At 41.8% G+C, this 19,270-nt stretch carries 12 protein-coding genes and 1 pseudogene; 9 read left to right on the top strand and 4 right to left on the bottom strand.

Features of this window, described 5'->3' with window-relative positions; genetic code table 11:
* Nucleotides 1-179: 179 nt before the first annotated feature.
* Nucleotides 180-1,058 (bottom strand): transporter substrate-binding domain-containing protein, encoded by an 879-nt coding sequence (locus ViNHUV68_RS19505; protein ID WP_051686558.1) that lies wholly within the window; start codon nt 1,056-1,058, stop codon nt 180-182.
* Nucleotides 1,059-1,113: 55 nt separating this feature from the next.
* Entirely contained in the window at nt 1,114-2,457 is a 1,344-nt protein-coding gene (gene potE / locus ViNHUV68_RS19500; protein WP_391090805.1) for a putrescine-ornithine antiporter, read from the bottom strand.
* Between the two features lie 642 nt (nt 2,458-3,099).
* Here potE and ViNHUV68_RS19495 point away from each other — a divergent pair.
* The 3 genes from ViNHUV68_RS19495 (at nt 3,100) to ViNHUV68_RS19485 (ending at nt 8,886) form a co-directional block, all read left to right on the top strand.
* A complete protein-coding gene (locus tag ViNHUV68_RS19495; protein ID WP_391091874.1) occupies nt 3,100-5,388 on the top strand; it encodes an Orn/Lys/Arg decarboxylase N-terminal domain-containing protein in 2,289 nt (762 codons plus the stop codon).
* Nucleotides 5,389-5,479: 91 nt separating this feature from the next.
* Complete coding sequence (gene adiA / locus ViNHUV68_RS19490; protein ID WP_391090803.1) at nt 5,480-7,780, top strand: arginine decarboxylase; 2,301 nt, start codon at nt 5,480-5,482, stop codon at nt 7,778-7,780.
* Nucleotides 7,781-8,247: 467 nt separating this feature from the next.
* Nucleotides 8,248-8,886 carry a MarC family protein gene (locus ViNHUV68_RS19485; protein WP_038176674.1) on the top strand — a complete coding sequence of 213 codons (639 nt, stop codon included), beginning with the start codon at nt 8,248-8,250 and terminating at the stop codon, nt 8,884-8,886.
* 112 nt (nt 8,887-8,998) lie between these two features.
* On the opposite strand, the gene ViNHUV68_RS19480 is transcribed toward ViNHUV68_RS19485, so the two are convergent.
* On the bottom strand, nt 8,999-10,015 hold the full coding sequence (locus tag ViNHUV68_RS19480; RefSeq protein WP_391090801.1) for a porin: 1,017 nt from the start codon (nt 10,013-10,015) through the stop codon (nt 8,999-9,001).
* A 338-nt stretch (nt 10,016-10,353) separates the two neighbouring features.
* Here ViNHUV68_RS19480 and pdxY point away from each other — a divergent pair, with 338 nt between their 5' ends.
* The 5 genes from pdxY (at nt 10,354) to ViNHUV68_RS19455 (ending at nt 15,625) form a co-directional block, all read left to right on the top strand.
* Nucleotides 10,354-11,211 carry a pyridoxal kinase PdxY gene (gene pdxY / locus ViNHUV68_RS19475; RefSeq protein ID WP_391090799.1) on the top strand — a complete coding sequence of 286 codons (858 nt, stop codon included), beginning with the start codon at nt 10,354-10,356 and terminating at the stop codon, nt 11,209-11,211.
* Between the two features lie 360 nt (nt 11,212-11,571).
* Nucleotides 11,572-12,756, top strand: a complete 1,185-nt coding sequence (locus tag ViNHUV68_RS19470) for a patatin-like phospholipase family protein (protein WP_391090797.1) — start codon at nt 11,572-11,574, stop codon at nt 12,754-12,756.
* Nucleotides 12,757-12,767: 11 nt separating this feature from the next.
* Entirely contained in the window at nt 12,768-13,196 is a 429-nt protein-coding gene (locus tag ViNHUV68_RS19465; protein WP_391090795.1) for a hypothetical protein, read from the top strand.
* 175 nt (nt 13,197-13,371) lie between these two features.
* Entirely contained in the window at nt 13,372-14,280 is a 909-nt protein-coding gene (locus ViNHUV68_RS19460; protein ID WP_391090793.1) for a LysR family transcriptional regulator, read from the top strand.
* 178 nt (nt 14,281-14,458) lie between these two features.
* Nucleotides 14,459-15,625: a BamA/TamA family outer membrane protein gene (locus tag ViNHUV68_RS19455; RefSeq protein WP_051686569.1), complete on the top strand. Its 1,167-nt coding sequence runs from the start codon at nt 14,459-14,461 to the stop codon at nt 15,623-15,625.
* 146 nt (nt 15,626-15,771) lie between these two features.
* Here the strand turns inward: ViNHUV68_RS19455 and ViNHUV68_RS19450 are convergent.
* Nucleotides 15,772-17,361: pseudogene (locus ViNHUV68_RS19450) on the bottom strand (FAD-dependent oxidoreductase); the annotation flags it as partial.
* Nucleotides 17,362-17,409: 48 nt separating this feature from the next.
* On the opposite strand from ViNHUV68_RS19450, the gene ViNHUV68_RS19445 reads away from it, so the two are divergent.
* On the top strand, nt 17,410-19,047 hold the full coding sequence (locus ViNHUV68_RS19445) for a recombinase family protein (protein ID WP_391090791.1): 1,638 nt from the start codon (nt 17,410-17,412) through the stop codon (nt 19,045-19,047).
* The last annotated feature ends 223 nt before the right edge of the window (nt 19,048-19,270 follow it).

Here is a 19,270-nt window from a genome sequence, read left to right as displayed (position 1 = left end):
CATGGTTGTTATTGCAATACTCGCCAATAGCTTTGTTGCTGCCATATGCTCTTAACGGTTTTGTCCAACCTGAATTGCAAATTACATATCAAATCGCTCAATCAATGCTTTGCAATTTAGGCTAGCTAACAAACCTACTGTTGGGTGGTCCGACAGTAGGTTTGTTATTTAGCGATGGTTTATTTCAAAGAAAAATATTTGATCGCTTCCAGACCTTCAGAATGCTGATGACCAAAGTAACCTTGATACAATTCAGCGAAACCATTGCTGTTATATGCATCACTCAATGCTTTATCGACAGCGAATCTGAAATCGTCGTTATTGCGTGGCAATGCTAGTGACTGTAGTGCCGTTTGGTAAACGCGACCTGACAGTTCTAGATTGTCATAGTTACCTTTGGTCATTTCACTGCTGAGAGAATCAACTTCAGCAAAATAGGCGTCTGCCTTGCCAGAGCTAACCATGGCGAGACCTTGTTGGTGAGTATCTACAGCTACAACATTAGCAATCACACCTAGGCGTTTCACTTGCTCTTTCACCCAAGCTTCTGTCACGGTTTGTTTGTGAACAACGTAAGTGTGATTAGCAAGGCCTCGGTTTACCGTTGCACGCCATTTAGGACCTTGGTGTGCAGGTTTTCCTTCAAGTACACGTTTTAAGTCTTGTTGGGCATCTTGATTCAAAACCGCGCTAACGCCACCTTGGAAGATTGGCAGCGAGAAGCTCGCTTGCTGACGACGTTCTGCCGTTGGTGTCACTGCGCTACATAAGGCGTCGATTTCATTGTTTGAAAGCTTTTGTAGCCCTGAATCTAAAGTAACAGGGACGAACTTAATGTTACTGCTCTTTACGTCCATTGAGTTGGCAACTGCCTTACAAAGATCAATGGCGTAACCTGAAGGTTGACCTGTGACTTGGCTCAATGATGAGAATGGTGCTTCATCAGCAAGGTAACCAAATGTTAGGCTATTTTCATTGGCAAAAGCCACATTCATTGTCGCAGGAAGTAGTACGGAAAGTGCCAATGCACTCTGTACCAATGATTTCTTATTCAACATAACTATTTTTCCTAATTCTTTAATCAACATAAGTGGTATCGTTCGATTTCACTGATTAACTATTTGATTCGACGGACGCTTGAGCCGTTTCGTCTTTTTCAAAACGGTAAGCGATGAAACCGTAAAGAAGATAAGAAAGCATCATGACTACCATGCCACCAAATACCGCTTCCATACCTGATGCATAGAGTGCGTATGCGCTGTAGATAATGGCAACCAGCATGCAAACGATATTCAGTTTATATGCTTTGCCAGTGACGTTTGCTTTCTTCATCACAATAACGAGTGCAGAAATCGCAGTGATATAAGGAACAATGTTGGTTACTGCTGCTAGGTCAACCAGTTTACTGAACTGCGCGGCAGCATCAGGAGACATTGTGGTTACGGCGAAGGCCGTTTGGATGACACCTGCAATCAGCATACCCATTACAGGTGCACCTGCTTTGTTTAGTTTTGCAAACACTTTAGGGAACATGCGGAAATCGGCAGTGAATTTTGCAGTTTCAGCCAGTGTGAACTGCCAACCCAGAAGCGAACCAACACAAGCAATAACAGCCAGTGCCATGATGATGTTACCAACAAATGGGTTAAACATTTGAGCATAAACAAATGCAAATGGAGCGCTAGAATTTGCTAGCTCAGCATCTGGAACGATACCAAAGATTACTGCTGTTGACAGAATGTAAATAACTGCAGCGCCGAGCGTACCGAACAGACATGCAAGTGGGACATTTTTCTTCGGATTTTCAACAGCATCTGAGTTTTGAGCGGCTGATTCCATACCCAAGAATGCCCATAATGTTAGTGGGATACTTTGTGCAATAGCGTCAGAGAACTCAAGGTTATGTGGGTTCCATGCTTGTGCAAAGGTCTCTGCTGAGAACCAGAACCAACCAATAATACCCAAACCTGCAACAGGAATGATCACACCCCAGACCGTGATAGCGCCGATTTTACCCGTTAAACGCGCACCGCCGAAGTTCGCCACGATAGTTAGCCAAATCAGACCGACAACACCAACAAACAAAGGAGTTGCACCAGTGCCTAGCCAAGGAATAAACGGAGTTAAGTAACCGACTGCAGAAATAGCAATCGCAACGTTACCGATAGCCAATGAGAGATAATACAAGAATGACGCCATGAAGAAGCTAGACTTACCATGAGCTTCTTCAGAATATGCTGACATACCACCTGAACGGTTACAAAATACACCAAGCTGAGCGAATGAGTAGGCGATAGCCATCGAACCCACAGCCGTAATGATCCATGAAAGTAATGATACCGCACCAATTTGTGCCATAGAAGATGGAAGCATGATAATGCCCGAACCCATCATGTTTACCGCAACTAACGTAGTTAGTCCGGTAAGCGTCATCTTTTTATTACTAGAATCAGCCATTTTAAGCTCCTAGAGTTTAAATTAATAAAAATTGCATCCCCACTTAGTCATTAACTCAATGGGAAAAGAAATAAAAAACACATATATCTAATAGAGAGTTAAATAAACTCTTTACGAAAGTATTTGACTGTCCGTTGTTAAGCTCAGTGAGATAAATTAAATTGAGTGCATTTAAGAACATGTTTATTTTTTGGAAATAAAAGGTTCACTCAATCTTCATTACTTATGACCATAACTCAGTACAAGTGGACTAAACTTGATGGCGCAATATTAGGGGACTAAGTTGCTAGTTGATAATCTCGTTTAGATGATGTGATCCATCAAATGGCGTGTTTTTGATTATTTACTGAGCTGGGCGAGTGTTGGAGATATTTGACTTTATCTAAATATACTATGAGCTTAGTTGATAGTTTGTGGTTTGAGTCACGCAGTTTCCTTTGTATATTCAGTTTTATAGACGCATGTCACTGTATTCCTAATGGACTTTGGTTTTGGATTTTATGCTGTATTTTTATACGACTACTGTTAAGTGATGATTTGATCCTTCAAATGAGATTTATGTATCAACGGTTTGTTCAACATAATTCGGCTCAACAGGTTACCCCTCGATAAATAAATTTCTAATTAGGAGCAAGTGTGAATATGAGTACCCATAGTTTACCAGAACGCTTGGCTAGTCAGTTTCCAGTATTATTAGTGGCTGATTTAAGTAATGAAAATGCAAACGTTAAAAGTGTTGAATCAATTTCTGTCTATTTAAAGCAAGATAATATTAATATTGAGCATTGCAGAACATTAGATCAATTTGCAACGTGTGCTTCTTCAAGTCCGGCGTATAGTACTGTGATTATTAGTTGGCAACTATGTCAAATGGATCCGGCTCTAGCGCTTGAAACAATTCAAAATATTCGCTCACGATGTGCGGGTATTCCAATCTTATTAGGTATGTCTAAAAGTTACTCTTCATCACTGACGCTAGAGTTCGTTGAGGCGATGGATGGGGTGATTTATGTCCCCGAAGACAGCCCTAAGTTTATTGCTGGACGTATAAAAGCAGCAGCTAAGCGTTACTTAGATACCATTTTGCCTCCATTTTTTGGCGCCATGGTTAACTTCGATGACTCGCATGAGTATTCATGGCATACCCCTGGTCACACTGGTGGCACTGCGTTTATGAAAACGCCGGTAGGTAAAGCCTTCGTCGACTTTTACGGCGAGCAAATGTTGCGCTCAGATCTATCGATCTCTGTTGGAGAGTTAGGCTCTCTGAATGATCATAACGGCCCTGTTGCAGAAGCAGAAAAAAATGCAGCGCGTGTTTTTGGTGCCGATTACACTTATTTCTCTGTCGGCGGTAGTTCATCAAGTAATGAAATTATCCTCCATTCAGCAGTGACGGATGGCGATACGGTGTTAGTTGACCGTAACTGTCACAAATCTCTCAACTATGCGCTGAATATGTCGGGCGCAATGCCTATCTACATGGTGCCTAAGCGTAATGTTCGTGGTGTGATTGGCCCTGTACCTTCAAGTCAAATGACGCCAGAGGCGATCCAACAGAAAATGGATCAAAGCCCAATCGTTACAGACAAAGAGACACTGCCTGTACTTGCAGCATTAACCAACTCGACTTATGACGGTTTGTGCTACAACGTTGAAACTACAACGCGACTATTAAGCGAATCAGTGCCGCGCATTCACTACGATGAAGCTTGGTATGCGTATGCGCGTTTCAATGATTTGTATGAAGGTCGTTATGGTATGCACCGTGGCGAACGTCATCCAGATGACGCAACGATTTCAGTTACTCACTCGACTCACAAGTTGCTTGCTGCACTTTCTCAAGCATCAATGATTCACCTGCGTTCAGGTAAAGTGCCAATTGAACCTGCACTGTTTAACGAAGCGTTTATGATGCACACATCAACGTCTCCACAATACAGCATCATTGCTTCGACTGATGTATCAGCGAAGATGATGGATGACTCGGGTGAGTATCTTACTGATGAGTGTATTAGCGAAGCGGTTGCGTTCCGTAAGTCTATCGTCAACATTAAGCAACAAATTGAACAACGTGATCAAAACGATTGGTGGTTTGACATGTGGCAGCCTGACACGATTGACGGCGTGCCATTTGCTCAAGTTGATGACCATAAATTAAAAACTGATCCAAGTTGCTGGTGTTTAAAACCGAATGAAAAATGGCACGGTTTTGGTGACCTAGGTGATGATTACTGCATGCTTGACCCAATCAAAGCAACGGTACTGACTCCAGGTATGAATATCGATGGTGAACTAGAACAAAGTGGTATCCCCGCGACATTAGTTTCTTCATTCCTATCTAGCCGTGGCATTGTGGTTGAGAAGACCGAACCTTACTCATTCTTGGTTCTATTCTCTATTGGTGCGACTAAAGGCAAATGGGGATCATTGATCTCTGGTTTGGTGGAATTTAAACGTCACTATGATGCTAATGCCCCGTTGAGCATTGTGCTGCCTAACTTGGTTGAACAACATCCAGAGCGTTATGCAGACATGGGGATTAAAGATCTTGCTGAGCAAATGCACCAAGCGATTGCGACGACTGGCATGCTAGAGCATATGGATAACGCATTTACCCAACTGCCTGACGTAGTGAAGAGCCCACGTGAAACTTACGGTCAGCTAGTGAAAGGCAATGTTGAACGAGTGGCTGTTAAAGATATGGTCGGTCGGATCGTTGCCGTGCAAGTGGTGCCTTACCCACCTGGTATCCCATTAATGATGCCTGGTGAAAAAGTAGAAGAGGGCAACACGGCTGTCATTGACTACTTACTGGCTCTTCAAGGTTTTGATGCACGTTTCCCAGGTTTTGAACACGATACTCACGGTGTCGAAATTGAAACTAGCGAGCAGGGTGAAACCTACTACAGCCTATATTGTTTGAAGTAATACATTTAAAAGGTGATGCAGATGTCGCTTCACCTATTTTCCCCCCAAATTTTAATCGCGCTCCACAAAAATAGCGCATAGAGGAATACTCATGATTTCTACTGGTTATAAACCCGTTAAAAGTAAAGTTTTAGTGATTGATGATAGTGAATCAAACACTAGCATGTTTCGTAACGTTTCAGCGCTGATTGAAGAGCTGGAAATGCGCGATGTGACAGTTGTATATGCTAGGTCTCTTGATGATGGGATCGCAACAGCGTCTTCAGATGCTTCTATCCACGGTGTATTTTTGGACTGGGAGCTGCAAAATGGTGTTGATGACCATGCTGCCGCTAAGCTCATTCTAGATGAACTGTCTAATCGTCATGCTAATATTCCCGTATTCCTTATGGCGACGCACAGCGATAAAGTAAAATCGATCGACGAAGAGGTGATGAAAAAAACCACTGAATTCGTTTGGATGCTGCAAGACACTGCAGATTTTATCGCAGGACGTATGATTGCAGCGGTAACGCGTTACCGTGATCAACTGCTTCCTCCGTTTGCAGCGGCATTGGCGAAGTATTCGCAGCGTAAAGAGCACTCTTGGTCTGCACCTGGTCACCAAGGTGGTATCGCTTTTACTAAGCTACCCGTTGGTCGTGCGTTCTTTGACTTTTATGGCGAAAACCTGTTCCGTACCGATATGGGTATCGAACGTGGTGAGCTAGGTTCATTGCTCGATCACTCTGGTCCTATCGCCGAAAGTGAAAAATACGCGGCGAAAGTGTTTGGTGCTGATCGCTCTTATAACGTGGTTGGTGGTACCTCTGAATCAAACCGTACCATTATGCAAGCGTGTATGGTTGAAGATGAAGTCGCGATCTGTGACCGTAACTGTCATAAGTCGGTTGAACAAGGTCTGATGCTGACTGGTGCTCGCCCAGTGTACTTAGTCCCGACACGTAACCAGTACGGCATTATCGGCCCGGTACCGGCGAGTGACATGTCTGCTGAAAGTATTAAAAATAAAGTCGATACGAGCCCATTGACTAAAGACTTAGACAACAAAGAGGCGGTGTATTCTGTATTAACCAGCTGTACTTATGACGGCCTATGTTACAACGCAGAAAAAGCAGAGCATCTTCTGGGTCAAAGCGCGCCACGTGTACATATGGATGAAGCTTGGTATGGTTATGCACGTTTTAACCCTATTTACGACAAGCACTTCGCGATGCGTGACGATGCAAAAGGTGATGAAAACGCACCAACCGTCTTTGCGACACACTCAACGCATAAGTTGCTAGCGGCACTATCACAAGCGTCTTACATTCATATGCGTGAAGGCCGTGATTCAATCCCACACGACCGTTTCAACCAGTCATACATGATGCATGCGACGACCTCTCCACTGTATTCAATTGTGGCGTCAAACGACATTGCCTCGGCAATGATGGACGGAAACGGCGGTAAACTACTGACTAATGAAGCGATTGAAGAAGCAATTGGTTTCCGTCAAGCGATCGGCCGTGTGCATAAAAAACACGCAGCAGAAGGTGACTGGTTCTTTAAACCTTGGAATGCAGAAGTGGTCACTAATCCTGCCACTGGCGAAACGTTTAATTTTGAAGAAGCGCCTCTAGATCTACTGTCAACAGAGCAGGGGTGCTGGCGTCTAGACCCTAAAGACAAGTGGCATGGTTTTACTGATTTAGAAGAAAACTGGGTGATGCTTGATCCGGTTAAAGTGAGTCTACTTACTCCGGGTATGGATGAAGATGGTAACCTTCAAGAGTCAGGGGTTCCAGCGGAACTGTTTACGGCTTATGCAGGCCAATTCGGCATCGTTCCAACACGTACTACCGACTTCCAGATAATGTTCCTGTTCAGTATTGGTGTTACGCGTGGTAAGTGGGCAACGTTGGTGAATACGATGCTTAACTTTAAGCGTATGTACGACGAAAATACGCCGCTAGAGCAAGCTATTCCTAAATTGGTCAAAGAAAACCCAGAGCGTTACGCAGGTTTAGGTCTTAAAGACTTAGGTGATCAAATGTTTGATTTCATTAAGAATGAAGATCCAGGTACATCACTAAACCGTGCTTACTCGTCACTACCAGAGCCAGTATTAACGCCACGTGAGACTTTCCAACGTCTAGTTAAAGACCAAGTGGAACTTGTCCCAGCAGATAAACTGCATGGCCGTATCGCGGCGAACGCAGTAATGCCTTACCCACCAGGCATTCCTATGATGATGTCTGGTGAGAAATTTGATGAGCAAGACAGCCCACAAATTAACTACCTAGTTAAACTGGGTGAGTGGGACAGTCGATTCCCTGGTTTCGAACATGAGGTTGAAGGTGCTGAAATTGAAGATGGTACATATTGTGTGTTGTGTCTGAAAGAAGATTAATTTTATTCATTTTTCAGTGAGCGTTTTTCATTGCGCGTAATGAACGAATGATAAGGCACTAAAGGCTTCATTTAGTCTTGTCGAAAAAGCAAACCATCGATTTATCTCGGTGGTTTGCTCACCTTTCAAATTGCAAAAGTAATTTTCAAAAATAATGCCCGATGTGGAGGAATCACTACAGATTACTCCGCTATTCGGGTATTTTTGTTCAAGTAACAGCCTCCAAGTCGCCTTCCTCTATCGACTATGCTTTGTTTCACTTTCTATTATGTCAGAACACCGCTGTCACTTTGCTATCTACGATCGTCTTAAATGCGGGGCAGAACATGATGGACGGGATCCATCATAAAGCAGTTAAAGAAATACTCGTTGCAATATATGGTACCTATACCTTAACAACGAGTGATGATTTTAACGTTACGGATAGCCGCAATAAATTTACTCGCTAATTATAAAGAGACAGTCAAGTGCAAGAGATTTTGATTCACGGTATTACCGTATTTATGGGCTTTTTCGCCATAATGAACCCACTGGCGAATATGCCAATATTTTTAAGTTTAACTTCAGGTGAAAGTAACTCCACGATTAAAGCCACCGCATTGAAAGCAACGGTGCTCGCGTTTGTCGTGATATTCTTTTTTTCTATTGCGGGTAAACTTGTCTTTGATATGTTCGGAATTACCGTCTATGCCCTAAGAATTACCGGGGGCATTATCGTGTTTCAAATTGGTTTGAAAATGCTACAAGGTGATACGACCCATTCAAAAACAAAAGAAAAAGCGACTTCAATTGAGCAAAAAAGCGCCGCATTGGGTGTGGCTGTTTCTCCTCTAGCAGTGCCAATTCTTGCGGGGCCAGGAACCATTTCCACAGCGATGAACTACTCAATGGCAGGTAGTTTTATCGAAGTCGTCATTACGTTGTGTGCCTTTGCGGCCATGTGTGCGATTACCTATTTTGTGTTTATCTTTGGCGATCGTTTAGTGAAGCACCTTGGTCCAAGTGGTTTAGATATGATCACTAAAATGATGGGATTAATATTGGCAATGATTGGCTGTCAAATGTTAATTGAAGGTATTGCTGATGCGGTCAAATCACTAATGTAGAACGAGAATGCTCGTCATAAGATTTGATTAAGTAAGCCATCACCCCATAAAAAAAGAGTCGTGCACGTTTGTGCACGACTCTTTTTTTATTTCGCTTCGGTTATCTCTATAACTAGAATGAGTAACGCATGCCCAGCATTAGCTCGTTTTCATCGTTGTCACCTTGGCCGCCTTCGCCTTCATCAAGCAGGTTAAATTTATAACTGCCAAAGAATGCGACGTTTTTAATGTAGCGTGCGTATTCAACACCGACAAAATTAATGTCATAGCTATCAATTTTATCAGCATCATAATAGCTGTAGGTAAGGTTTACTGTGTTGTCTCCGAATGAATAACCTAGGTACGCATCGGCTGAGTTATAGTCAGAATCTTTAACACCTTCTGCTGAAATACTACCAAATTGATACATAGCAGCGAGCCAAATACCTTGATCATTGGTGTATTTAATCGCAGCGATAATTGAATCAGATTTGTCCGTGTCATTACCATTGCCATAAGTTTCGTCACTCACAGCATAGCCGACACCGATCTCGACGCCTGCTGGTAGTTCACCAGCGATGACTGCGCCAAACCCGTCGCTCTTTTCAGCTTCGCTTTCTGAGTTAAAATTGCCATCAATTTGGAAAGTGATTCCGTTGTCGCTGGTCAATTCATAGCGAAGTACATTTTTAGCGCGGTCAGCACTGGCAATGGTATATTCATTGATATAACCACTGAATGTCTCTGCCATATCGGTCCAGTCTGTTAGATATGTAACGGCGTTATTCTGGTGACCATAGTAGACGTTACCGTGGTTCGTTTCGACACCCGCGTATAAGAATCGGGTATTGACACCAACGTCATCTGAGCTGTTGTTTTCTGCCTCTGTGAGTTCTAATTCGTATTTACCAAAAAATGCGACGTCATCGTTTAATGCTTGGGTACCATCGACGCTAATCCTTACACGAGATTTATCATCGTATGTACTGCTATTTGAATTGGTTTTGTTGGCATCGGAGAAATTTCCACGAACTTCAGCACGACCTCCAAAGTTCAAAACCGAGTCATCTGATTTATATATGGTCGCCGCTGAAGCTGCACCAGAAGTCAAAGCAACGACTACAGCCATGGCGATGTGTGATTTTTTCATGATTTGTTCCTTTCCACTGCTAATTCCCGCAAACGATTACATGCACATATTAGTTGTGTTCAAATCATCTGCACCGACACCATTATAGTCACTTAATGGCATATTTTTTAAATCGCTATATATAGTTGCTGTTAATTTGTCATGTCATGTGATCATAGTCACTCTTTTATGGGGTGGACGTCACTTTACATTTTAATTTGGTTTAATTGCACAGCGATGAACAGTAGAAAAATACCAGTTAAACGGCTAATGATGACGCTATCCTACATTAGCGAGTACTTAACAAAAAAAAAGTCCGATATGATTGCTGAGGTTAATATTATTATTTGAGCAAAATTATGAAAGGTATACTTTCGATTCAAAGTCATGTCGTTTATGGGCATGCAGGGAATAGTTCAGCTGTATTTCCTATTCAAAGAATGGGCCTAGAGGCTTGGCCAATACATACGGTGCAATATTCAAATCATACTCAGTATCAGCAAGGGTGGAACGGGCAACGTTTTTCGGCTGATGATATTTATACCTTAATAAATGGTTTGGATAATATTGGCCAGCTAGGTAATTGTGACGCGGTTATTTCCGGTTACTTAGGTAGCGCGCAGCAATGTCATGCTGTGGCTGATGCAGTACTTAGAGTTAAAGAAAAAAATCATTCTGCGATTTATGTATGTGATCCTGTCATGGGCGACCCAGACAAAGGGTGTATCGTGCCACAAGGCGTGACGGATGAAATCAAAACGAAACTGTTACCAATAGCGGATGTTATTGTCCCCAATCAATTCGAACTTGGCGCGCTGACAGGTGTAAAAATAACCTCTATTTATGATGTTATAACCGCCTGCAAGCAGGCAATTGAAATGGGGCCAAAACTGATTCTAGTCAAGCATCTACACTCATTGGCTGAAGGTGTTTTCAGTGCTCTACTTGCTACGCCAAAAGCCTGTTATCTTGTTCAACGTCCTGAACTTGAATTTGACAAAGCACCCGTTGGCGTTGGTGATTTAATCACTTCGGTATTTACCGCTTGTTTGGTGAAAGGCATGTCTCCAGTACCTGCTTTCCGTCATACCAATAATGCGGTTTACGGTGTATTAGAAATTACTCAAGATTGCGATGAGTGGGAACTGCAAACCGTACTTGGTCAGGGGGAATTTGTAGAACCTACACATGACTTTGAGCCTAAGAAAGTCGCCTAGCGGCCCCATCATTACTCAATACAATTCAATATCAGCGGAAATGATATAACCAGTAGAAAACCAACGATCTTGATATTGTTGTGTTGACGATTTTTTAGTACCGCCTTTGCTTGTTGTTCACCTTTTTGGCGCAGCTTTAGTAACTCATCAACATGACGACCGCCTTATATAAGCGCTGCACAGCGCCATCAAGACATTACCTTTACCTGAATAATCATAGCGAGTGAAAGTTATTGGTTTGGATAATGATTGAAGGGTGAAACCCTACATATGTGAGTTATGTCTGTGCCAACTACAGCTTAAAATAAGCGCATACAGTAACCAACTCACCTCATTTTGGTGACGAACTAAGAAGACACAATGAAAAAAATTCAGACGATTTTGACGACTTTTTCTATTGTTGCAGTACTTGCGGGTTGTACTTCAACTGCTCACCAAATTGAAACGCGGGTGACGGAAGACAACTACCGCCAAGTATCACTGCCAATTGAAGCGCATAACCCGACCGCAGAACCAATGAGAACTTGGCTGGGCGATGGTACTCAATACCTTTATTCAGAAGAGACACAAACTACACCAATCCGTGTTACTGGCGATCAATTAAATGTGATGGTTCTTTCAGGAGGCGGTGCCAATGGTGCCTTTGGTGTGGGTTTCATAAATGGTTTGTATGAGCAAGATAAATTGGATGACTACTCAATCGTAACCGGTATTAGTGCCGGGGCACTGATGGCACCATTTGTCTTTGTCGGTGGTGAAGAAATTCCTAAATTGAAAAATACTATTTTGGGATTGGATGACAAAATGTTGCTCGGCAAGAAAAACTTTTTAAATGCCATTTTTAAAGATGCTTTTTCCAAAGGTGACAGCTTTATGTCATATATCGCAAAAGTGTATGACGAGGAGCTAATCGAGAAGATTGCCATCGAGCATAAGAAGGGGCGACGTATCTTGATTGGAACGACGCAATTTGACTCTGACGAATTAGTGATCTGGAACTTAGGTCAGATAGCCGCAAGCGATTCTGAACACAAGGTTGAATTAATCCACCAAATACTCGCGGCGAGTTCGTCCATTCCTGGTGTATTTCCACCGCAGTTTATTGGTGTCAATTACAAAGGCCAAAACTTAGAAGAATTGCATGTGGACGGAGGTCTATCGGCTCAAATGTTCCTTCAAGCTGCAGATATCGACTTTAAGAAAATTAACCAAGCATTAGGCCTCAAGAAAAAGCCTCAGGTTCATGTAGTTAGAAATGGCGTGTTCAAAATGCCGTATGAGACTGTTGAAGATAAAGGCGTCAACTTACTTAGCCGTACTCTTAAGTCAATGACTACCTTACAAAGTCGAGGTGATTTGTATCGCATGATGTATTACAGCGAAATACAAGATTTCGATCTCCAGTTTACTTACATCGCTGATGATGCATCAGCTACAAAAACGACCAAACAGATGTTCGATCAAAACTATATGAATTCGCTATATCACTACGGTTACAACAAAGCTCAAGGTTCAACGCCTTGGACGCAAGAAGTCCCATTTTAAAAGGTCAAATCATGAAAAAAACAATAATTACGCTCTCTTTATTATCGATTCTTTCTACCACAGTGGTGGCAGGTACGCTTAAACAAGATCGTTCACAGCTAGACGCTGAGATGGCTACGCTGCAAACACCCATCGCTGAACAAGGTTTTATCCAAGTCGATTTCGATGCGAGTTATGAAGAAGTGACTTACAGTGGTTATGTTATCGATGTATACGCAGAAACTTATATCAGTCGACATAAAGCTAAGGAATTGGGGTTAGAGAAAATCGACAAATTCCATATATACTCACTGAACAATAACTTAGATAAACTCAGTGATGAAATTGCAAATCGTATTGATCAAGATAAACCAGCCTTCTTTTCAGTAGACCTTTATAAGGATTACTTTGGTGATTCAGGTTCATTCCGCTACGTTGCGAGAGTCATTGAATACAAGTAACATTGATCGCAAGTAAATTTAGTAAACAAACCCGCTTATTGACAGCGGGTTTGTTTTTATCGGTCACCTGCTACTAGTATTGGTAACGATTCCGCGCTAACGTATTGATTATTAGCGGTGAAGAATTTACGCTAAACTACTTGTAGGCCCCATAATTTGCTCGGTATTGAATATTATGAATTTTAGCTTAGAACAACTCCTCGCTTTCGTTGCCGTCTATGATGAACTTTCTTTTAGTAAAGCAGCAGTCAAGCTGAATAAGCACAGAACGACCATTGGTCAAGTAGTGACTAACCTCGAAGACCAACTCGCCGTAACCTTGTTTGAACGTATTGGACGCTCTGTTGTACCGACAGAAGATGGAGAGCTGTTGTACCATTACGCCAAGCAGACCATCGAGCAAGCCCGTACTTTAGATAAAGTTGCCTTGAGCCTCTCTTATGGCGGTCTAGAGAGTGTTACCATTGCATATCCTAGCTTTGTTCCACATAAGGTACTCTCCGACTTAAGAACCCAACTTGCACAAGACTTTCCCCTTATGCGTGTCAATTTTTTAGTTCGTGGTAAAGCCGAAATTATAAAGGGCATGGAAGAGGGGAATATTCATTTTGGCATCGTCAATAGCCATGATAGTAAAGCCATGCATAGTTTTGACTCGACTTTTCTCGGCCATATCGAATTTGTGCCCTTTGTGAAACGTAATGGCAAATATTCAGAGATACCAACAGATAAAACACGCGCTGCAATGGCCAATTCACGTCAGTTTATCCTGCGCTCTTTCGTCGAAGAAGGTATGAAGCAAAAGGTGTTGCTCAGCTCTGAGCATGAGGAAGTCGATCAACTTGCACTGGTGATTAAGTTGGTCGGTGAGGACTTGGGCTGGTCGCTATTACCAAAAATGCTAACCGAATCTGAGTATGCTACCGATAAAATTGAAATCCTCAAAGTGTCAGAGTTAATCGAAGGGTTTAAATTTGGCGTGTCATTGTGGTCATTGCATTCGAAACAGTTAATGGATATAAAAAAATCGGTTCTTAAAGTACTTTATCATTACGTTGAGCAAATGCGAAAACGGAGGTTTTGATCCTTCATAAGCGATTATAGAATTTCATAGATAGAAACTATTATGTCCCTGTTGCAGGCGATTGCCTCAAGCAAAAGTGTTTTACATTTTTATGTCCTACGCAGGGATGCAATATTTCGCCGGATTAATCATCCGGCTCTTTTTTAGAGAGATAACTGTGAAAATCAAATCGATCGCCATGCTTACAGTGTTAAGTTCTTTTGCGTCCTATGCTAGTGATGTTTCATTTACGGATCCTGTAGACCAGCGTTTTGACCTTGGTGAGTACATGGCCGAAAAAGCAGTCGGATTTTTACCCGTTCCAGTTATTATCACTGAACCAGCGGTCGGTTATGGCGGTGGTATCGTAGGGCTGTTCCTTCATGAAACGGAAGAAGAAAAGCAACAACGCAAGCAAGCGGCATTGTCCGCGATTGATGGCGGTGCACAGCTTGTTCCTGCTGCAATGAGCCTAGTTGGGGCGATCGGTACTGAAAATGGTACTTGGTTTGCTTTTGGTGGACACCGTCGTTCTTGGAACGGTGATTCTATTCGTTATACCGGTGGTGGTGGCCTTGGCGTAGCCAATATCGATATTTACAAAAATCTCTCTTTTGATGGTCTGCCTCCATTTTTACCCTCTTTTGATACCACACTATCATTTGGTACCAAAACTAAAGTCGCCGCTTTAATGCAACAGGTGCAGTTCCGTGTTGCGAATACGCCACTGATGTTGGGCGTTAAACAGGTTGCCGCAGTTTCTAGCGTCGAGTCAGATAACGAGATCGTGTCAAAAATAATGCAGTATGCGCTTGGTGATGAAGCGGTTTCGTCAGGGTTAGGCTTACTGGTTGATTACGATACGCGAGATAACATGTTCTACCCAACCAAAGGCTTCCAATTAAGCGCTGACTATATGATTTATGACGAAGCGTTGGGCAGTGATTATAATTACGATCATTTCAATTTTGATGGACAAGGCTTTGTTCCATTAGCGCCCAAGTGGACTTTAGGTTTGGCGGGTAACTACCAATATTTTAAAGAAAAAGATACGCAAGTGACCCCAACATCAAAACCTTATGTTAAGTTACGTGGCGTCTCTTCTTTTCGCTATCAAGGTGATGAAATTAGCACCGTGCAAAGCCAAATTACCTACAGCATTGATCATCGTTGGAAGGTTTCTGCCTTTTACGGTATCGGCGAAGCGATCAATGATCATGATGATGCAACCAGTGATTCTGTACAAGCTGGCGGCGTGGGCTTTCGTTATCAAATTGCCCGACGATATGGTCTACATATAGGTATGGATTACGCGAGAAGTAGTGATGAAGATGCTATCTACTTCAATGTCGGAAGTGGTTTTTAGACGAATCATTGAGTGGGTAAGGGCGGTCTTCAGTAAAAATCCCTCGTTGTGGCAATATTGCTTTCTGGGGTTAATCAATCACAAGTCATATCAATTAAAATAGCCAGCACAAATTATGCTGGCTATTGCAAATTACCGAATACTCACTACATCTTCGCAAACTTGTAAGTACGATAACCGCCAATCAAATTACGAGCCTTAAAGCCGTTGTTTACCAATTGACGGTAAGCAACGTTACCGCGTAAACCTACCTGGCAGTAGATAATAATCTCTTTGTCTTTTGGCAGTTCGTCCATTCGCTGACGTAACTGGTCGACCGGAATGTTAATCGCATCCTTAATGAAACCAACGCTTTCAAGCTCGCCTGGGTTACGTACATCGAGCAGTACTTGCTCGTCAGTGAGTGAATCCATTTCATCAAAATGAATTGGCGTAGCGTCACCTTTGATGATGTTATTCGCAACAAACGCCGCTTGGTTGATCACATCCTTCGCACTACCATATGGCGGCGAGTAAGTGAGCTCTAAGTGCTGAAGCTGCTCGACTGTCATGCCCGCTCGTTGAGCCACTGCCATCACGTCGATGCGTTTATCGATACCATCTTTACCGACTGCTTGTGCCCCTAAAATCTTACCTGTTTTTGGGTCGAACAGCATTTTCAATGATACGATCTCTGCGCCAGGGTAGTAGCTTGCATGACTGGCTGTGTGGACGTAGACTTTTTCGAATTCAACACCATCACGCTTGAGTTGTTTCTCGTTCTTACCTGTCGAGGCAACAGCGATATCGAAGATTTTACAAATGGCGGTGCCTTGCGTTCCTTGATAGCTTTCGTTGCGACCAAACATATTATCTGCGGCCATTCGACCCTGACGGTTGGCAGGACCAGCCAGCGGGACAAGGGTTTGCTTATTGGTTACAAAGTCTTTTTCTTCAATTGCATCTCCGACGGCATAAATTGAAGCGTCGCTGGTTTGCATCGAGTCGTTAGTCCAAATACCGCCGAGTTCGCCGATTTGTAACCCAGCCTCTTTAGCGAGTTTAGTTTCAGGACGGACACCAATGGCCATAATAAGGATATCAGTGGTTAATGTATCACCACTGCTTAGTGTCAACTCTAACTCACCGTTGATATGTTGTTGATCTTCTTGCCCTGAATCCATACTTGCAATTGATGTTGTTGGTTTGAATTCAACCAACTTCAGTGCAGTAGATAGACGTAAATCAATGCCTTTTGCTTTAATCTCGGCGTGTGCAAAGCCTGCCATTTCGCGGTCGACAGGTGTCATTACTTGATCAGCCATTTCTAATAGCGTGGTTTTAATCCCAAGCTGGTGAAAAGCTTCCATCATCTCCAAACCGATAAAACCACCGCCGACAACCGTCGCATGCTCAGGTTTATTGATTTGAATCGTTTGGATGATGCGATCCATATCAGGAATGTTACGCAGCGAGTGTGTCAGCGGATTATCTAAGCCAGGGATTGGTGGCACGATAGGACCTGCACCTGGACTAAGAAGCAAAAAATCATAGCTTTCAGTGTATTCACTGCCATCAAGGAGGTTTTTAATGGTTACCGATTTGTTGTGACGATCAATGCTAACCACTTCGTTCATGACACGCACATCGACGTTAAAGCGTGCCAAAAAGCTCTCTGGTGTTTGCAGCAATAATTTACTGCGATCTTGAATGTCGCCACCTATGTGATAGGGCAATCCGCAATTCGCGAAAGACAACTACATGTTATACTACATTTTATAATTGTCAGGAATGTGTAAGAAAAAGTGAATAAGTATCATCTATATCAACGTGTTAGTAAGCAAATTCAGGCTGAGGAAGGACAGGGTATACAAAGACAAGAACAGGCTTGTGAGCATTGGATTTCTGATTACAACAAGCGCCTTTTAAGTGAAGGGAAATCGGCATACTCAAAGGGATTAATTTATGAAGATCGTGGTAAGAGCGCTTACACAGCCGCGAACTTTAAAAGAGGTGAACTGGGTGCTTTGATTAATGATATTGAAAATGGAAAGATCGAGAAAGGCGACCTTATTGTTATTGAGCTAATAGATAGATTTAGTCGAGCTAATGTTGACTTTGTCAGAAGTCAATTTCAACGGGTTCTCGATGCTGGTGTAAAAATTGCTATCACGAAATGGAATCTTGTTTTTGAAGAAAATATGGAATCTGTATCTAGTGTAACAGGAAGAATACTACTTGAAATTGGAATGTACTTAGCATACCAAGAATCTAGTCAAAAAAGTGCAAGAATAAAAGCCAGTAGAAAATTGCTTGAAGATTCAGGAAGGAAATCTATAGCGAAACCACCTTTCTGGTTAGCTAGAAACTTAGATTTAAAATCTTATACAATAATTGAAGAGAACGCGGAAATTATTAGGAAAATATTTGATTTAAAACTTAACTTCAATTACGGGCCTCAAAAAATTATTAAGAGTCTCGGTGACTTGGATATCTACAGATACAGTTTTGATGAAAATGGAAATCTAATAAAAACAACAAAAAATAGTCCTCTTAATGAATCATCTATTAATGCATACATCAGAAATACGAATGTAATTGGAAAGTTAAATGGTAAGGATTACTATCCTAGAATTATTGATGATAGAACATTCTATGCAGTTCAAAAAAGAACTCGGGAAAATACAGGTGGAGTTGGTGAAATTTTTCGTAATGTCTTTGTTGGTGTTGGTAAATGTGGTTGCTTAATACGGAAGGAAAATGAGAACGGTTGTGGTAGTTTAGCTAAATGTGGCTATATAATGGCATTCTCTAGTAGGAAAGTTAAGAATCCAACTAAAGGTATGTATTTAAAGTGTAACAGAAAAAGAAAAAGCACTAAATGTGACTCTGAAAATATAAATTATTATTTGGCTCAAAATAAAATTTATAATGTGCTTAAGTCTTTAAAATTTGACATTGATCAAAGTGTAGACATTTCTCATTTAGAGGAGAAAATTAATGCGATCGATAAGAATATGTCAAAGATACGTGAATATATGACACAATATTCTGATGATGAAGAATGGGAGAATCAATATAATATTAAAAGAATGGAAAGAGAAAAAATTGAAAATGAAATTAAAGCTAGTAAATCACGTATCACAGGAAAACTTTCTAACCTTGATATTGATTTTTCGGAAGAAAAGGATAGAGTTTTATTCAATCAGTTTTTGAAAGATAATCGTATAACAGTTTACTTCACAAAGGAGAGAATGGAAATAATTATAGGTTCTTTAAACAACTTTTCGATAAAGTGTGGATATGATGATAGTAGCCGTGACATAGATCATATCATTGAATCTTATTCAAAAAGTGGTTTAGTTGGAATAGAAGAAAAAGCTGGTAAATCAGAAGGTAAGGGGTTACTTAGATTTAATCTACCCACTGTATCAGGATCGTAGGAGCATTCGAATATGTACAAGATACAAGACTGTTATACGATTGAACCAGTCGTATCATTGTTTTACTCATAATAAATGAGCAGTATTTCTACTGCTCTAATTTTTATATAGATTTATGACCGCTAGAGAAGAAATCTCACTTAACGTTTGGGATAGATGATCACTCCTCAACGCCTTGAACGGAAGCTGTTGAGTTAAGTTAGAGTTCTACATAGGAGGTTCG

Source organism: Vibrio sp. NH-UV-68, from assembly GCF_042940635.1.
In the GTDB taxonomy this organism is placed as follows: Bacteria; Pseudomonadota; Gammaproteobacteria; order Enterobacterales; family Vibrionaceae; genus Vibrio; species Vibrio pacinii.
The sequence above is the reverse complement of the archived record's forward strand: the minus strand, read 5'-3'. Positions and strand labels throughout refer to the sequence as shown.

Bases quoted from the DNA above. Each gene is read 5' to 3' on its own strand.
- ViNHUV68_RS19480 (WP_391090801.1), bottom strand. From the start codon at position 10,015: ATGAAAAAATCACACATCGCCATGGCTGTAGTCGTTGCTTTGACTTCT.
- potE (WP_391090805.1), bottom strand. From the start codon at position 2,457: ATGGCTGATTCTAGTAATAAAAAGATGACGCTTACCGGACTAACTACG.
- ViNHUV68_RS19495 (WP_391091874.1), top strand. From the start codon at position 3,100: ATGAGTACCCATAGTTTACCAGAACGCTTGGCTAGTCAGTTTCCAGTA.
- ViNHUV68_RS19460 (WP_391090793.1), top strand. From the start codon at position 13,372: ATGAATTTTAGCTTAGAACAACTCCTCGCTTTCGTTGCCGTCTATGAT.
- ViNHUV68_RS19455 (WP_051686569.1), top strand. From the start codon at position 14,459: ATGCTTACAGTGTTAAGTTCTTTTGCGTCCTATGCTAGTGATGTTTCA.
- ViNHUV68_RS19505 (WP_051686558.1), bottom strand. From the start codon at position 1,058: ATGTTGAATAAGAAATCATTGGTACAGAGTGCATTGGCACTTTCCGTA.
- ViNHUV68_RS19465 (WP_391090795.1), top strand. From the start codon at position 12,768: ATGAAAAAAACAATAATTACGCTCTCTTTATTATCGATTCTTTCTACC.
- adiA (WP_391090803.1), top strand. From the start codon at position 5,480: ATGATTTCTACTGGTTATAAACCCGTTAAAAGTAAAGTTTTAGTGATT.
- ViNHUV68_RS19470 (WP_391090797.1), top strand. From the start codon at position 11,572: ATGAAAAAAATTCAGACGATTTTGACGACTTTTTCTATTGTTGCAGTA.
- pdxY (WP_391090799.1), top strand. From the start codon at position 10,354: ATGAAAGGTATACTTTCGATTCAAAGTCATGTCGTTTATGGGCATGCA.